The organism is Acidiferrobacterales bacterium, from assembly GCA_028820695.1.
In the GTDB taxonomy this organism is placed as follows: Bacteria; Pseudomonadota; Gammaproteobacteria; order Arenicellales; family JAJDZL01; genus JAJDZL01.
Genome location: JAPPIB010000027.1, coordinates 1 through 17,038, shown reverse-complemented (window position 1 = coordinate 17,038; position 17,038 = coordinate 1). Strand labels below are relative to the sequence as shown.

16 protein-coding genes are annotated in these 17,038 nt (G+C 53.3%); 3 read left to right on the top strand and 13 right to left on the bottom strand.

Annotated elements, in window-relative coordinates; all coding sequences use genetic code 11:
- Positions 1–4: 4 nt before the first annotated feature.
- From OXI60_03965 to OXI60_03905, 13 genes are all read right to left on the bottom strand, one after another.
- Complete coding sequence (locus tag OXI60_03965) at positions 5–571, bottom strand: L-threonylcarbamoyladenylate synthase (protein MDE0308971.1); 567 nt, start codon at positions 569–571, stop codon at positions 5–7.
- A 2-nt stretch (positions 572–573) separates the two neighbouring features.
- Positions 574–1,080 carry a 5-(carboxyamino)imidazole ribonucleotide mutase gene (gene purE / locus OXI60_03960; protein MDE0308970.1) on the bottom strand — a complete coding sequence of 169 codons (507 nt, stop codon included), beginning with the start codon at positions 1,078–1,080 and terminating at the stop codon, positions 574–576.
- A gap of 20 nt (positions 1,081–1,100) precedes the next feature.
- Positions 1,101–2,393 (bottom strand): phosphoribosylamine--glycine ligase, encoded by a 1,293-nt coding sequence (purD, locus tag OXI60_03955; GenBank protein ID MDE0308969.1) that lies wholly within the window; start codon positions 2,391–2,393, stop codon positions 1,101–1,103.
- Positions 2,394–2,409: 16 nt separating this feature from the next.
- The gene (purH, locus tag OXI60_03950; protein ID MDE0308968.1) at positions 2,410–3,942 is read right to left on the bottom strand and encodes a bifunctional phosphoribosylaminoimidazolecarboxamide formyltransferase/IMP cyclohydrolase; all 1,533 of its coding nucleotides are present in this window, start codon (positions 3,940–3,942) and stop codon (positions 2,410–2,412) included.
- 50 nt (positions 3,943–3,992) lie between these two features.
- Positions 3,993–4,277 carry a Fis family transcriptional regulator gene (locus OXI60_03945; GenBank protein ID MDE0308967.1) on the bottom strand — a complete coding sequence of 95 codons (285 nt, stop codon included), beginning with the start codon at positions 4,275–4,277 and terminating at the stop codon, positions 3,993–3,995.
- Between the two features lie 556 nt (positions 4,278–4,833).
- Entirely contained in the window at positions 4,834–5,508 is a 675-nt protein-coding gene (locus OXI60_03940; GenBank protein ID MDE0308966.1) for a protein-L-isoaspartate(D-aspartate) O-methyltransferase, read from the bottom strand.
- Between the two features lie 66 nt (positions 5,509–5,574).
- Positions 5,575–7,248 carry a phosphoenolpyruvate carboxykinase (ATP) gene (locus tag OXI60_03935; GenBank protein MDE0308965.1) on the bottom strand — a complete coding sequence of 558 codons (1,674 nt, stop codon included), beginning with the start codon at positions 7,246–7,248 and terminating at the stop codon, positions 5,575–5,577.
- 324 nt (positions 7,249–7,572) lie between these two features.
- Positions 7,573–8,472, bottom strand: coding sequence for a trypsin-like peptidase domain-containing protein (locus OXI60_03930; GenBank protein ID MDE0308964.1), 900 nt, complete (start codon positions 8,470–8,472; stop codon positions 7,573–7,575).
- A gap of 45 nt (positions 8,473–8,517) precedes the next feature.
- Positions 8,518–9,276, bottom strand: coding sequence for an SDR family oxidoreductase (locus OXI60_03925; protein MDE0308963.1), 759 nt, complete (start codon positions 9,274–9,276; stop codon positions 8,518–8,520).
- A gap of 117 nt (positions 9,277–9,393) precedes the next feature.
- On the bottom strand, positions 9,394–10,539 hold the full coding sequence (locus tag OXI60_03920; GenBank protein MDE0308962.1) for a ring-hydroxylating oxygenase subunit alpha: 1,146 nt from the start codon (positions 10,537–10,539) through the stop codon (positions 9,394–9,396).
- Between the two features lie 112 nt (positions 10,540–10,651).
- Positions 10,652–11,371, bottom strand: a complete 720-nt coding sequence (locus tag OXI60_03915) for a DUF169 domain-containing protein (protein ID MDE0308961.1) — start codon at positions 11,369–11,371, stop codon at positions 10,652–10,654.
- Positions 11,372–11,620: 249 nt separating this feature from the next.
- A complete protein-coding gene (locus tag OXI60_03910; GenBank protein ID MDE0308960.1) occupies positions 11,621–12,637 on the bottom strand; it encodes a 2-dehydropantoate 2-reductase in 1,017 nt (338 codons plus the stop codon).
- Positions 12,638–13,072: 435 nt separating this feature from the next.
- Positions 13,073–13,816, bottom strand: coding sequence for a class I SAM-dependent methyltransferase (locus OXI60_03905; GenBank protein MDE0308959.1), 744 nt, complete (start codon positions 13,814–13,816; stop codon positions 13,073–13,075).
- A gap of 157 nt (positions 13,817–13,973) precedes the next feature.
- On the opposite strand from OXI60_03905, the gene OXI60_03900 reads away from it, so the two are divergent.
- From OXI60_03900 to OXI60_03890, 3 genes are read left to right on the top strand one after another with little or no spacing between them, the layout of a single operon-like run.
- The gene (locus OXI60_03900; GenBank protein ID MDE0308958.1) at positions 13,974–14,873 is read left to right on the top strand and encodes a glutamine amidotransferase family protein; all 900 of its coding nucleotides are present in this window, start codon (positions 13,974–13,976) and stop codon (positions 14,871–14,873) included.
- A gap of 26 nt (positions 14,874–14,899) precedes the next feature.
- On the top strand, positions 14,900–15,571 hold the full coding sequence (locus OXI60_03895) for a hypothetical protein (protein ID MDE0308957.1): 672 nt from the start codon (positions 14,900–14,902) through the stop codon (positions 15,569–15,571).
- On the top strand, positions 15,558–16,895 hold the full coding sequence (locus OXI60_03890) for an FMN-binding glutamate synthase family protein (GenBank protein ID MDE0308956.1): 1,338 nt from the start codon (positions 15,558–15,560) through the stop codon (positions 16,893–16,895). The genes OXI60_03895 and OXI60_03890 overlap by 14 nt, the downstream gene beginning before the upstream one ends.
- Positions 16,896–17,038 lie beyond the last annotated feature (143 nt).

Sequence of the window (17,038 nt, the reverse complement as noted above, 5' to 3'; positions counted from 1 at the left end):
GTCATCAGGCAGCGCGCAGGAGTCGGCCGCTCTGTGCGTCCCTGATCTCAGTTGGATTTCTTTGCCTGCCGATCGGACCTCGAACGACAAAATCCAGTTTAGACCCCATCTGCCTTCGAACCATGCCATAATCCCGAAGCGGCAGCCGGCCATGTCGATTGGCCGAAGTTGAGACAATGGCCCTGTCGGCCAACCGCGTCAATTGTGCGGCGATGGGGTGGGCGGTGACTCTTACTGCAATGGTGCTGCGATTCGCGCACAACAACTGCGAAGCCTTCCGGCTGGCTGGAAAGATCCACGTATACGGACCCGGCCAACTCGCCAGCGGCTCATCGAGCATCCCCTCATGTCTGATCGAAAGATACGGCAGCACAGTCTCGATACAATGCGCAATCACAATCATCCCCATTCCCGCGGGTCGACTCTTGATCCGAAGGATCCTTTTCAACGCTGACCGGTTTTCCGGGTCACACCCCAAACCGAAACACGCCTCGGTCGGGTAGGCAACCACGCCGCCCATTCCGATCAGATCAGCGGCTCTGGCAACGCCGGTCGCGCTCAACTGTCCCACAGTCAGTTCTTGAGGTCGGACTGCAGCTGCTCGTTTTTCTGGAGAATAGACGCTCGATTGTCATCTCTGTATCTGCGAAGACTTCCCGCCACCGAATCGTCGCCCAACGCCAAAACTCTGGCGGCCAGATAAGCGGCGTTCTTCGCACCCGCACTTCCCACCGCAACGCATGCGACGGGAACTCCTCCAGGCATCTGAACAGTTGCAAGCAATGCATCAAGTCCACCCAGCGTACCTGCGTCAAGCGGCACACCGATCACGGGTTTTAGCGTGTGTGCGGCAACCGCGCCGGCAAGGTGGGCCGCCAATCCGGCAGCCGCAATATACACGGCACAGCCGCGCTCATCGGCACTCGCCAGATACTCGCGTACCTGATCGGGTGTTCGATGGGCCGACAGAATTCTTATCTCCCAGGACACCCCAAGATCATCCAATACATCCAATGTTGACTTCATGACTTTCAAATCGGAATCCGACCCGATCATGACAGCGACAAAACTATTGCTCAACGTAACCTCCCGATTACCAATCAAACTACCAACGTGTAGGCCGAAGCCTTGTTACCGATATCGGTGCGAAAATGCACCTCTTCCATTGACATTTGCGAAATCGTCGCATAGGCCCGAGTCTGCGCCTGCCTGACAGACGGTGCCAATGCGGTCACGCAAAGTATGCGACCGCCAGCAGAAATCAGCCGGCCATCCGAATCAAACGCAGTACCTGCGTGAAACACTTTGACATCCCCTGCGCTGACTTCATCCGCGCCGGTAATCCGATGTCCTATCGAATAGTCACCCGGATAGCCTTTGGCCGCCAGGACCACACCGAGCGCTGCACGCTCGTCCCAGTTCGGATTCATCCCCGCAAGTCTGTTGTCCAGTGCCGCCAGGATCAATTCAACCAGATCCGATCGCAGGCGAAGCATCAGCGGTTGCGTCTCCGGATCGCCCAGACGGCAGTTGTATTCAAGTACCTGTGGATTCCCCTGATCGTCAATCATCAGGCCGGCATAGAGAAATCCGGTGTATCGGATGCCCTCGCTCATCAGCCCCCTCACGGTGGGCCGAATGATCTCATCAAGTATTCTGCGCTCCAGTGCCGAGTCGACAATCGGTGCCGGCGAGTAGGCCCCCATGCCACCGGTGTTGGGACCGGTATCACCATCGAACACTGCTTTGTGATCCTGCGACGAGGCAAGTGGGATGACGTCCTCGCCATCAACTATACAGATATAGCTCGCTTCCTCTCCGGCAAGGAAATCCTCGATCACAATATTTGCACCCGCGGCTCCGAACCTGAGGTTGGTCAGCATGTCAGTGGCCGCATGTTTCGCCTCGGCGACCGTCTCGGCGACAATGACACCTTTTCCAGCAGCCAGCCCATCTGCCTTGACAACAATCGGCGCTCCGCGACGATCAATGTATTCGCGTGCCTGCGAAATGTCATCAAAAGTCTGGAACTGCGCACTCGGTATGCCATGACGACTCAGAAATCTTTTTGTGAAGTCCTTGGAGCCTTCAAGCCTTGCGGCATTTGCACACGGACCAAAGCATCGAAGACCGTGGCTGGCAAAAGTGTCTGAAATTCCGAGTGTCAGGGGGACTTCCGGACCGACAATCGTCAAATCAACTGCGTTTTGTTGTGCGAAGGATAAAACAGACGGAATGTCCTCGGCGCTGATTTCGACATTGGTGGTATCAGGCTCGAGCGAGGTTCCGGCATTGCCCGGTGCAACGAAGACGTGCTCAACCAGATCCGATCGCCTGGCTGCCCATGCCAGCGCATGCTCACGACCTCCGCCACCGACTACGAGAACCCGCATCCAATCAGACTCCTGATCAATGGCGAAAATGACGCATGCCGGCGAATACCATCGCAAGCTTGTGCTCATTCGCGGCCGCGATCACCTCATCATCGCGCATGGAGCCACCAGGCTGGATCACTGCTGTTATCCCTGCACTTGCTGCCGCATCAATGCTGTCCCGAAACGGGAAAAAAGCGTCTGATGCCATCACCGCGCCGGTAACCTCCAACCCTGCTGCCGCCGCCTTCGATGCGGCAATCTGCGCCGAGTCGACACGACTCATCTGACCGGCACCGATTCCGACAGTTGTCCGATTCCTAGCATATACAATCGCGTTGGACTTGACGTGTTTCGCGACGCGCCAAGCAAACATCAGATCCTGCATCTGTCGTTCATCCGGCTTTGTAGAAGTCACCACCTGAGGCGCATCATGCGCCATTATTCCTGAATCGGAGTCCTGCAAAAGGACACCGTCACAGGCTGACTTCACAAGCATACCGGGTGCCAACGCCCGATTCCCGGGCGTGTGTTCCAGTACCCGGATATTCTGCTTGCGCTCAAACAGGTCCAGGGCTTCTTTTTCGACATCGGGGGCCAGAATGACCTCAACGAACTGATTGTCAACAATCCGTCTTGCGGTCGACGTATCGAGTGTGCGATTGACTGCGATGATGCCACCGAACGCTGAAGTCGGATCGGTCTGGTACGCCAACTCGTACGCGGTGGCAACGTCAGCGGCGCATGCGACACCACAGGGTGTGGCGTGCTTAATGATGACGCAGGCGGGTTCATCAAAGTCGCCGATACAGCAATAGGCTGAATCCACGTCGGCCACATTGTTGTAAGATAGCGGTTTTCCCTGATGCATCCTGGCCTTCTCAAGCCATCCGGCTGCATCAGTGCCTGTGGCATAAAATGCGGCTGACTGGTGCGGGTTCTCTCCATAGCGCATGTCCAGAATCTTGCGCAATGGGAGACTCAGCGTGTCCGGATAACCCGAGTTATCCTCATCTTGCCGCCGCATATAGTCCGCAATGACTGAATCGTAGTAGGCCGTTCTTGCAAATGCCTTGGCTGCCAGTCGACGCCGCGTTTCAAGACGGGTTCCACCAAGAGACTGAATTTCCCGGGTCACCACCTCATAGTCGGAACTGTCAACAATGACACATGTCCAGACGAAGTTCTTGGCCGCTGCCCTGATCATTGTCGGACCGCCGATATCGATATTTTCGATTACAGTCTCGAAACTTGCCGCTGGGTCGCCGCAGACCTGTTCAAATGGATAAAGATTGACTGCGATCAGATTTATGGGCTGGACATCATTTTGCTGCATCTCGTCGAGATCGACATCCATTCGCCCCAGTATGCCTCCGTGGATCTTCGGGTGCAAGGTTTTCACCCGGCCACTCATCATTTCAGGAAAGCCGGTGTGATCGGATACCGACTTGACCTCGATTCCGGCACCTGCAAGTGCCCGGGCTGTCCCGCCGGTCGATAGTATCTCTACACCGGTCTCAGCCAATACATTGACGAAGTCGGTAATGCCTGTCTTGTCGGATACGCTGATCAGCGCCCTGGAAGGTTTTATCAGATGTTCGGTGTTAATCGATTCTCTCCTCAGCGCTCTCGGTTTGTGGTGAGCGTTCGAGACTCCACTGCGGCAAGTTCGTACTGGGTCAGCTTCTTGCGCAACGTACTTCGGGACATTCCCAGAATGGCTGCCGCCCGACTTCGATTTCCGTTCGTATGCTTCAACACATAATCAAAGAGATGTCTTTCCAGTTCCTGCGTCATCTGAACGTGAAGACCGCTTGGGTCTGTACCGTTCAGATCATCGAAATACTGTTTCAATGAGCGTCTGATATAGCGGCTTAGCGGTTTCACCTTCTTTTTTGAACCCATTGTTGTCCTTCACTCCTTCGAACTATACAGTTTGGACGCCATGATGTGTGCTCAACCCACTAGGCCCCCAACTACAAAATACAAAAAATTATTATTGGTCATCGCCTGCCTGGCTGACGGAATACAGTCCCCAGCCGGCGATTTTTCCGAACAGAACTCGATGTAACTGAGTGGACGGATCGCGGTTCGGATACAAAATCATTTTAGCGTTTATTTTTGCAGTTTTGTAACGACTCGCCCTTAAATTTTACATATCCTGACGGACAGTTGTTTGGGCGATAGCAGTCGTCATCGCAAACAGTGCCGGCCTGAGTACTCGCAAATTTTTGAACACTTGAGATTGTGGCACTTCGCCCGTCTTTTTTGCGGCGTAACTCGATATCCAGCCTCATAGATGTTGTCAATTGTGATGTTTATTGCGATAGAGCATGTAACAATTAGGCGCGAGCAGCTGCGTAACTTCTATCAGATTCCGGCGCAGCGCAACCGGGCATCAGTCCTGACCGGTCAGATGTCGGAACTGACGATTCAGGTCGGATGCGGAAACGTATCGCGGTCAGTGCGAGAGAGTCATTCGGGAAAACCGTACCGGTAAAATTCGGTCGGTATATGTACCTGCTTTTCCCTTCTGAACCAAGACCAGATTCTCATCATCCTCCGGACCGACGGGCATGATCAATCGCCCGCCAGGTTTGAGCTGATCGACCAGGGCCTGCGGAACCCGGTCAGCCGATGTCGACACGATCACCTTGTCATATGGCGCATGCTCACTCAGTCCGAACTCGCCGTTGCCCGGATGTACATGAACATTGTCAATGTCCAGCCTGTGCATTATTTCACGAGCGGCATCAGCGAGTTCCTCGATAATTTCGACCGTGTGGACTTCTTTCGCCAGATATCCCATTATCGCGGCCTGATAACCAAGTCCACCTCCGACTTCAAGCACTCGATCCGCTTTCTCCAGATCAAGCAGATCGGTCATCAATGCGACAATGAATGGCTGGGAGATTGTCTTGCCGTGTCCAATCGGAAGGGGGGAATCATCATAGGCAATCTGACGTACCTGGTCCGGCACAAAATAATGACGTCTCACATTCAGCATGGCGGTCATGACGGATTCTGACAGAACTGAGCGGCCCGTAAGCTCGCTGGATGCCATCACATGGGCTGCGATGACGAATAACATATCCCTGCGCAGGGTCTGAAAATGAGATTCTTCCGGATCGGTCATGACTTGAAAGCTTCGCAAACCCGAAAGAGTTTCCCAGTGACATTGTGATCGGTCAAAGGGGCACCGTCAGATCATTTCCGGTACACCGGCACTCGCAAACCGATGCTTGCTGAAATTGTGGCGAAACATGTCTCTGAGCCGGTGAGTCGCCCGGTCATACGCGCCTTTATCGCTCCAGCAATTTCGCGGATCAAGGATGGAGGAGTCCAGACCTTGGCAGGTAACAGGATGACGAATACCCAGAATCGGATGTTTCGAAAACCGAATGCCTGAAGCGCCATTATGAAAGTCTCCGCGCATCGCCGCATCAAGCAACGTCCGTGTGGCACTGATTGATATGCGCGGTGCGTTTGCCGCGGAGCCACCGATCCACCCTGTGTTCAACAGTACGCAGCGTGCGTTGGCAAGTCGCATCTTGTTTTTCAACAGATTGGCGTAAACCATAGGTTTATGTGCCATGAAGGGCGCACCGAAACATGAACTGAAGGTGGCTTCGGGTTCCTTGATCCCGATCTCGGTTCCAGCAACCCGCGCAGTAAATCCCTGCACAAAGTGATACATCGCCTCGTCCTCATCCAGAATGGAAATCGGAGGCAGTACACCAAACGCATCCGCTGTAAGCATGACAATGGTGGACGGATGATCGCCGCGTCCGCCTTCCGCGAGATTGGGATTGCACGAAAGCGGATAGGAGAATCTCGTGTTCTCAGTGATCGACTTGTCATACAGATCAAAATCCTGCGGGTCCGTCTCCTCATACGGGATACCGTCGAGATGGGGAACATTCTCAATCAGCGTCCCTTTCATTGACAGCGCATCAGCGATGACCGGCTCAGCGGCCTTATCCAAGTTGATAAGCTTCGCGTAACAGCCATTTTCGAGATTCGATATCCCGGAATCCGTCCAGCAGATCTCGTCATCCCCAATCAGTTTACGCTGAGGATCGGCAGACAGTGTGGTCTTGCCGGTTCCCGACAGACCGAAAAGAATTGCGGAACGATTGTCCGCGCCGATATTCGCCGAGCTGTGCATGGACAGAATGCCTTGTTTCGGCAGCAGGTAATTCATCACGGTGAAAATCGACTTCTTGACCAATCCGCAATAGTCCGCCCGGCCTGCGACGAGGCAGATCCGATTCCGAAAGTCCAGAACAGCGACCCTGGAGGATCGACAACCGTCGCGTTCCGGATCGCATTCGAACGTCTGGACATTCAGCATGGTCCAACCATCGGCAGATGCATCGCAAGTACCGCCGGTGGTGTCAGACGTGATAAACATGTTTCTGGCAAACATTGAGTGAATCGCATACTGACCGATAATCCGATATGGAATTGAGCACTCCGGATCCTGACCGACGATGACGTCCTGAACAAAGAGTCGGCCGCAGTGCTCGTTGAGATGTGTGATCACCCGAGACAGCAATTGCTGATACTTGTCCGGGTCGAACTTCTGCAGACTGTCCTGCCACCAGATTTCGGACTCAACCTCCGGCCAGGCGACGGCGTATGTATCTGAAACCGGTCGACCGGTGCAATCCGGGTCTGTACGAAAGACAATCGGACCGTCTGCTTTCAGTTTGGTGGCGTATGCCTTTTGCTCGTCATACCCGCCTTGGCGATCGATACGCCCGCGGTCATGGTTTAAAGAAGCCCTGAACAGTTCCGCCCAGGAGAGGTTGTGGTAAATCTCAGGGACGTCGATTCCAAATTGGGACCTGAGTAACTGACTGATATCTGTCATTTTGCTGGCGTGTGAGGCCAGATAAATCCGGGCCTTCTGTGCAACTTTAAAAGCATCAAGGTTCGGGTTAATTTATACCACTTTCAACACTTATTTTTACTGTCAATGTGGCCTGAATCAAGGCAGTCTGAATCAACTGATTGGGGAATTTTTCGAGTTGTTTTATCGGTTCACAATGTTCGCGTGATTGTGTGTGCGAAAGTCCTGTTCTCGTTACGATGATGTTGAGCGACAAAGAGTTGATTCTCAACAATTTTTCAAATGCGACAGAAATCTTCACGCGCATCTGCTGATGGATAGGTGGAATCGGAATACGGTAATGATTCAAATTGAATCTTGCGACGTCTCAGTCTGGTAATTGATGGAATGCGCATTCAGAAAGTCCCTGATCGCGGTTGCATGGACTGCAAGTCCGGTGTTCAGAAACTGTTGAGTGTGAATCTTGGAAGAGCGTGATCGAACCACAGTCTGAAAATCGAGACCATGATGCATCGTATGAGATTGTATTCCCCAGATGGCGGCATTCGTATCGAATACAGGGCCTCCCATCATTCCGATCAGGCTGGGGGTTGATGTTTCAATGAATGTACCCGACTTCTCATTGTTACCGCTTGGCAAACTGGACTGTATCACCCTGGTGAAAATGCCCTCAAGCGGGAATGCCGGAAGCGGCACTGAGCCCGCCGGCAAGGTAAAGGTATTGTCGGTCGGATCGAATTCGGGTGTGATGGCATGCAGGGGAAATCCCAGTTTGCAAAGCATGGTGCCCGGCAGATAGTGGTTATCGGGATTTTTCAACATCGGATAATGGGTGAACGTATCGGGACTGATTGGCTCAAGGCGGCCGATCGCCAAATCTGCCGGCAACAAGATTCTCGCTTCAACCAGACGCAACCCGTCTTCTCCCCACCAGACCGAATGGTGACGCAGGTTTGACGCACTGGGTTTCTGAAAGGTACGTACCCCTTTTTTTCGATAACGTTTGTCCGCGGTCACGTCGCGCTCAAATTGGATGACGTTGTCTCGATATCCTGCATGAAGCTGGACAGCTTGGTGTTGTTGGCGGATGATCTCCATAAGGTGTCCTGCAGTAAGAATCCACCCCTCATTGTTGAGGACGACATAGGTACCGATCGTACTGCTGCATTCGCCGCTTTCCGTACAAGCTGAAATTACCATCGGTCTGGTGTATTGGAGGGCTTTTGCTACAGCCTCACCGAACATGATTGCTCTCACCTACATCAGTCAACAGAAAATCACCGGCCACTATTACAATCGCATTTGCTGCACCTGTGCACTCAGACCACCGTCGATCACCCACAACTGTCCACTGGCATAGCGAGCCTCGTCGGATGCCAGCCAATTGACAAGGTTGGCGATGTCCTCGGGCTGCCCATATGTCTTCAGGGGGTGTACCTCCCGAGCAGCAACTTCCTGCGCTTGCGTACCGGCATGGTCACCGAAGAAACTGGCCAGCATCGGGGTATCCACGTAACCCGGGCAAACGGCATTGACGCGAATACCTTCCGGTCCGTGATCGCAGGCCATCGCTCTCGTCAAGGCATGTACAGCTCCCTTGGTCGCACAGTAGGCTGCCAGCTTCGGGTCAGCAATAAATCCGTCGTAAGAGCCGAAATTGATCACACTGGCACCTGACGACTTTCGAAGCAGGGCAAGAGCGGACTTTGATACCAGAAATGTACCGGTTACATTGATGGCAAAGATACGGTTCCATTCCTCCAATGAGGTTTCCTCGATTGTTTTTTCAATTTCGATTCCCGCTGCGTTGACCAAAATGTCAAGCCGATCCCATTGCGTGCTCAATGCCTCAAAAAATAACAGGGCTGAATGTTCACAAGTAACATCAAAATTCTCAAATCGAACATTTTCCTGTGGTGCGGCACGCTGAACGACATCCGCCGACACCACCTTGGCACCTTCGCTGGCAAATCGGCTGCAGATTGCCCGGCCAATCCCACCTTCACCACCGGTTACGACCGCGGTCTTTCCCTCAAGCATTCGACTCATTTACAGCGTCTCCGACTCGGAATATGTCGCAGTCGACATCAACCGAATCAACGCTCCACAAATGAATAAACCGGCACCGGACAGGCCAGTCGGGTAAAAGACAGGCTGAGTCAGCACCTAAGGATTCCCTGTCTGTTCGTAAGCTTTCAGCAGCAAGCTGTGAAAATGATGGACTGCGTGTTCACTCAAACCGCTCCCTTTCGGGTCCACCATATAGCGGCCCTGTTCAAATGCCGGCGTACGCATGCCTCGCTGAACACATTCAACCAACGCGATGTCTTCGGATTGGAGCACCTCATCGATAAATCTGATCGCCTCCTTCTCTTCATCATTGGGATGCGCAGTTTCTAAAAAGAAGTCAAAGATCTCACAGGTTTCCGATTCGCTGATCGGATAAAAGCGCCATACCATGAAGTTGCCCCGACCCGGGTATCGCATCAAGGTCATATTGGGCCAAAGGTACCACACCGCGTGATCGTCGACACTGGCGTTCTCGATGCTGTAGGCATCATTGTTGGCACTTTTGGCTTTGGCCATATGGCTCGAGTAGATTCCATGTGTCCGCACCTGATAGGTTTGCATGTCGATCAGTGAGCAGAAATCACGATGTGCAACCGGGCAGTGATAACACTCAAGAAAGTTATCAACTACCGCCTTCCAGTTTGCCTGAACTCGATACGTCAGTCGATGGGCAAAAGTCAGTCGGGCAATATCGGGCGCAAAACTCGTAATTTCATTTTCCAGGTTTTCGGTCTGCAGTGCCAGCGAGGGTGCGCTGCGGTCAAGATTCACAAATACGAAGTTACAGAACGTTTCAAGACCGATGGACGTAAGGCAGATTTTGCTGACATCAAAGTTTTCCAAATGCTCGCTTCCGCGGGCCCTGACCAACGTACCGTCCAGTCGATATACCCATGCGTGATAGGGACAGGTAATCCGTTGGGTTGACCCCTCTCCTTGCAGAAGTTCATGAGCTCGGTGCTGGCAGACATTGTAAAAGGCCTTCAAGTTTCCGTCGTCCGACCGGACAACAAAAATACTGTGTCCCTGAATCTCGGCGCAGACATAATCGCCGACATTCCTGAGCTTCTCCTCATGACAGACAAACTGCCAGGACTTCTTGAAGACATGCTCTCTTTCCACCTCGAGGTAGTGTGGGTCGATATAGCATATCTTGTTGATTGAACTGGAGCGCTGAGGCTGTGGATCAAACCCTTGGCGAACAAGTTCAATCTGCTGTCGGCTCAGTGTTGCGTTCATCATCACAGTTGCCGGGTTTCGGGCTGCAGGCAAATCGACAATTTTGCAGTTGAGTGCATCACCGTAAGAGCGGATTTTTCAGATCAAATTTGGCAACTGATCCCATACATTTCGATCACTCGCGAAATCGCGCAGCATCGCTGCTCGCATATTCCGCCACCAGACGGTCAGCGGCACATGCTTCCTCAAGGGACTCCATGGTATCCGACAACTGTGCGAACGGGATGGCGCAGGTCATTTCGTTGTTGTTCATTCCGGTTCGCACCCGGCTGAGCATGCAGCCGACACTGACTGCCGGTTTTTGCTGTTCGTGGGCGATGGGTATGATGTGACACTGCGGCTTGCCCTCAAATTGCAGTGAGGGGATCGCCGAATGCAACTGCATCGCCTGCTTCCCCACAAGACGCAGAAGAACGACATCGGGATCCGTTGTTGCATCCGCCAACGGGCCGTATACGATGCTCTGCGGACGTTCAGTGACGGTCGGAATGTGTGGGAAGATTTCCGGGTCCACCCACTTCGCCTCACAAACCGCCTGGACATCAGCGCGGGTCGCTGCCTCTTCAAGCGAAATCAATCCGTGGGTAAGACTGCCAACACTGCAATTGCCGTGATCAGATGGCGTGGTTGCAAACGTCCTGTCATGTGCCTTGGTCCAGAAAACGCAGCCCGCTGCCACCGCACCGGTGCGGCCATCGTCTGTCGGCTCAGGGTAGTCCGATCCAAAGCCGGGAACCTCATCTGGAACATGATCGAGGAACGTGATCGCAATCGGGGCATGTGTCAGCCCGAGCAGTGATCTCAGCTGACTATCGGTTGTCTGGTATATATTCATCTGTCTCTCCTGAAGTGAATGGAATCAGGTTAAAAAAATCGGATGCGGACTCTTGTCAGATTCGCCGCAGTTCCAGCTTGCATCCGGAAGTTGTGACCAATCCGCACTCATTGCACGACCATTGCTTGTTCTGCATCCGGTAATCTGCAACCCGGCGTCACGAGGACGGCATGAGTGAGCAAGAATCATCGGACACATTCCAATCGCTGAGTTACCGCCTTATCATCACTGGGATCACATCATGCAGGGCTACTGTCCAAGTGGCCTTGCCTGCACGTACAAACCATCCTGCTGCATCATGTGGTTGAGCAACTGAACCAGCGCGTACACAGATTCAATATGATGTGCCTTTGTGCCCGTCATGGATGCAATCTCGATTACGGCTCCGATCAGGGCTTCCAGTTCAAGCGCCTTGCCCACCTCGACATCCTGCAACATGGACGTCTTGTGCTTTCCGACTTTCTCTGCGCCCTCGATTCTTCGTTCATTGGAAAGTCTGATACCAACACCCAGTCGCAAGGCGACCTCGCGGCATTCGGACATCATTTTGTCAATCAGATCCCGCGATGGTGGAAACTGACAGATGTCAACCAGCGTTGAGTGCGTCAGCGCGCTAACGGGATTGAAGCTGAGATTTCCCAGAACCTTCAGCCAGGTCTCCGCCCGAATGCTCTCAAGAATTACGGATTTGAAACCAGCCCGGTTCAACAGGTCGCATAGATCCCGGGTCCGCTGTTTTTCGACACCATCTATTTCGCCGACCGGCATGCGAATTCCTTCGATATGTCTGATCACACCGGGCTCGCTGATTTCCGCGGCCGGATAGGAAATGGAACCGATAATGTGTCTGGGATCGATCTTGCGGCTGATTGACCCGCCCGGGTCAACCGTCTGCAGAACCCGGTTGTTGAATTCCCCGCCATGCAGCTGGAAGTACCACCAGAGGATTCCATTCTGTATGGTCAGCAGTATGGTGTTTTCTCCGAGCAGGGTGTTGATGTCATCGACGATCGGCGCGATCTGATGGGCTTTCACACCGAGTATTACAAGATCCTGCTCGCCGACCGACCTGATGTCGCTTGTTGTCTTGATACCTTGCGCGAACTCTACTGTACCGTCGTTCATGATCAGTTTAAGGCCATTGTTCGCCTCCATCGCCTGCCGATGCGGACCGCGGGCGACCAGAGTCACATCCTCGCCGATATTGTGAAACTTGACCCCCATCATGCCGCCCATCGAGCCAGCACCAACAACACATATCTTCATACTACTCTCCAGAACTCAAAACAAAACCACTGCGAATGAGGAATCCGGATCCAGGATTTCCCCAACGCCTTAAACCAAACCAATCGGGAATAAAAAAGTGCGCGAGCGAGACTGCTTGTGTGGTTATTCTGTCCGTATAATAATACAAAATGGAGCAATCGCCTTGTTCATTCTGTTTGACAGATCGCTCACCACAGAATTGAACTCCAGTCAGGACATATTCGCTGACTCACCGGTCTCACTTGCATTGAACGCGGTACGATGTACGTCCCTCCTCAACGTTTTCTCTTCAGGTGAGCCGTGATATCGAGCCAACCACTTCGAACCATCTGACATCGGCGCCGGAACACTGAAGCAGAAAGGTTCCAGGCACTTTCAGCCAACCCCGGACAGAGACTTTGGATCACATTCCGAGTGCCGAGCACGATTTGCACACTAGTCGCTGATTTTCTGTGCGACCATCAGTCCATCGCGAACCGTCAACAGAACATTCATCACCCGGCCGTCTGCTGAGAGACGCTGATTGAACTCATGAAGGCTGCGCGCATCCTCAGTTTTCGGGTCCAGCACCGCACTGCTCCACAGTACATTGTCCGCAACGATCACGCCACCGGCGCGGACTAACGGCAGAACAGCTTCATAGTAATTCAGATAATTTGACTTGTCTGCGTCGATGTAGACCAGGTCAAACGGTCCGTGCATATCATTAATCACATCCAGCGCATTGCCTATGCGTATGGTGATCTTTGCGCCATGAGGGCTTTTCGCGAAAAATGCCCTGGCAACCGCTTCCCGCTCCGGGTCGTTATCAATGGTGATCAATTCACCATCGTTCGGCAGAACTTCCGCCATCGTCAGGGCGGAATACCCGGTAAACATCCCGATCTCCAATATTCGTCTGGCCTCAACCAATCGGGCAAGCAATTGCAACACCGCACCCTGCAGTGCACCGGAGAGCATTCTCGATGCATCTGAATTGGCGACAGTCCAATCGTCAATTTCCTGAACCAGTGAGGACGGTTGCGCGGAGTGGGCGGTTGCGTACAGATCAACTTTTTTGTCGACAAGATTCATCAGATTACCGGTATAGCGGGCCCGAGCCCCGAAATGATTGCTTTGGGCGCGTCTCTCGCGCCAGGTTTCCTTGCGTCGTTTTACGATGAATTCGCTTGAATTCAACAATCAGAATCGATTGATTTCAGTTTACAATATACACCTGAAATTGTTTCGGTTCAGTCGCTGTCGTCGACAAACCGGGCGGCTCAAAGTTCCAAGCTGTTGTTCAGTGTCGTCCGAACATACTCAAATCAATGCTGGTGTTATTTGGCAATCTTCAATGTGTGGAATTGTAGGGATATATCTAAAAAACCACGATCTTGAACCGCGTCTCGGTGAATTCGTAGCCGACATGCTGGAGGAAATGGGTGACCGGGGGCCTGACAGCGCAGGTGTCGCCCTGTACCGAAGTCCCGCACCTGAGAACGGTTCGAAAGTCTCTGTATTCAGTACCGACCCGGGTGAAAGCTGGAATCGGCGCAAGGAGGAAATCTCCTCTCACTTCGAGCATGAGTTCAAGTTGTCGGTCCACGCAAGCCATGCTATTCTTGCGAGTGGGGTTGCGGTTGATTTGGTCGAACCATGGATTCGGGAACACTGGTCGGACCTGCAAGTCATGAGCATTGGCAAGTCGATCGAGATCTATAAGGAAAAAGGGCACCCAAAAGAAGTGATCGAGAGATTCGGGTTCAGGGATTTTGCCGGTACCCACGCGATCGCACACACCAGGATGGCGACCGAAAGCGCGGTCACAACCGAACATTCACATCCGTTTTCAACAGGTCTTGACCTGTGCCTTGTGCACAATGGATCATTGTCCAACCACAATCGGCTCAGACAATATCTCATACGACAGGGTGGCCGTTTTGAGACTGACAATGACAGTGAGGTCGCGGCTGGGTTTCTCACATGGAGACTATCGCAGGGTGATTCGGTTGTTGATGCGCTTCATGCCGCGATCGACGGACTTGACGGGTTCTATACATTCGCAATCGGAAGTCAAAACGGATTTTCTGTACTGCGCGATCCGATCGCGTGCAAGCCTGCCGTACTCGCCGAGAACGATGATTGGGTGGCAATGTCGTCGGAATACCGCGCGATTGCAAAACTTCCGGATGCCAAGCACTCAAACATCTGGGAACCTTCGCCAGCTCAAATTTACAGTTGGGGACGCGACTGACTGTCTTGCAGGTCGGTGTGGGATCAATGGAATTCGATCTGGCAACAGATTCTTTGCGACATGTCAATCAGGCTCTGCACGATTGCGGCGTCAGGCAGGTAACCATCCACAACCCGAAAGGGCGCCACGCGTTGGCTGTGGGCATGACACAGCAGGTTCAGGTCACCGTAGAGGGACACGTCGGTTACTACTGTGCCGGCATGAACCAGAGGGCCGATATCACGGTTCGCGGCAATGCAGGACCGGGCGTCGCCGAGAACATGGTGTCAGGCAGTGTCGTGATCGAAGGAAACGCCTCTCAATATGCAGGTGCATCCGGTCACGGTGGACTTTTGATTATCAAGGGAAACACCAGTTCCCGATGTGGTATTTCGATGAAGGGCATTGACATTGTAGTGGGCGGATCAGTCGGTCATTTCAGCGCGTTCATGGCGCAGTCGGGCCGGCTTGTGATATGCGGAGATGCCGGGCATGACCTTGGAGATTCGATATACGAGGCGCAAGTGTTTGTTCGCGGCGATGTCGACAATCTGGGTTCGGACTGCATCGAAAAGGAAATGCGACCTGAACATGCTGAAGCACTCGAAGGTCTCTTGCGGCAATCGGGGTTTGAATATCCCGCTTCTGACTTTCGCCGTTACGGGTCCGCACGAGCTCTATACAACTTCAAGATTGATAACGCCGATGCCGTCAGATAGCACCAAACCACGTTACGACACACGGGCTTTGCGTCCGTCTTCAACGTTTCCGGAACATGTACTCGCAGAAATTCATCGTGCTGCTGACCAGGGTGTTTATGAAATCCGGGGATTTGGTGCAAAGCGGCGGCTTGCGGACTTCGATGATCTGGTTTTCCTGGGTGCATCGATGTCACGGTATCCGCTTGAGGGTTATCGGGAATCATGTGCGACCGATGTCATCATCGGCAACCGTTATGCCGAACGTCCACTTCATCTTGACATTCCGATCACTATTGCCGGCATGAGTTTCGGTGCGCTCGGCGCCAACGCCAAGGAATCGATCGGTTTGGCGGCCAGTGAAATGGGTACCAGTACCACTACCGGTGACGGCGGAATGACCGACGAGGAACGAAACTCTTCCAAAACCCTCATCTATCAGGTGCTTCCATCGCGCTATGGACTGAACCCGGATGACGTCCGTCGAGCTGACGCATTGGAAGTCGTTGTGGGACAGGGTGCCAAACCAGGCGGCGGTGGAATGTTACTTGGACAGAAGATTACCGAGCGAGTCGCGCAAATGCGCAATCTGCCAACAGGCATCGATCAGCGAAGTGCCTGCCGACATCCGGACTGGACGGGACCCGACGATCTCGAAATCAAGATTCAGGAACTTCGAGAGATCACCGACTACAAGATTCCAATCCTGATCAAGGTCGGAGCTACCCGGGTCAAGTATGATGTCGCGCTTGCGGTCAAAGCCGGTGCCGATGCCATTGTTCTGGATGGTATGCAGGGCGGGACCGCTGCCACTCAGGATGTATTCATCGAGCACGTCGGCATCCCGACACTGCCCGCAGTACGCCAGGCCGTGCATTCGTTGATTGAGCTGGACATGCACCGCAAGGTTCAGTTGATTGTTTCCGGAGGAATTCGGTCAGGTGCTGATGTCGCCAAGGCACTTGCGCTGGGAGCTGACGCGGTTTCGATCGGCAGTGCGGCGATGGTGGCTCTCGGTTGCAATCGCCCGGTATTCGAAGAGGGCTATGCGGCGATCGGTACCGCGCCGGGATTCTGTCACCACTGTCATACAGGTCGGTGCCCGGTCGGAATCACGACTCAGGATCCACAGCTGGAATCCCGTCTGAACCCAAAGCAAGGCGCAAGGTGGCTTAGGAATTATCTCGCCACCATGGTGCTTGAATTGCAGACCTTGGCCCGCGCCTGCGGGAAGAGTCATGTTCTGAACCTGGAGCCTGAAGACATGGTGGCACTGACCGTCGAGGCTGCGGCGATGGCACAGGTTCCCCTGGCCGGGACGTCGTGGATACCGGGCAAAGACTAGGCGCAACCAAAGGGCAGGTTCACATTATTCATTAAGGAATATCAAACCTTTCAATCGGAGAGTAAAGCTGGGAAATTCGAAAGTGACAATAAGCGATTGTTCGCTGGACTTTTGAGATTTCACCGCCAGCGTAGGGACAGGGG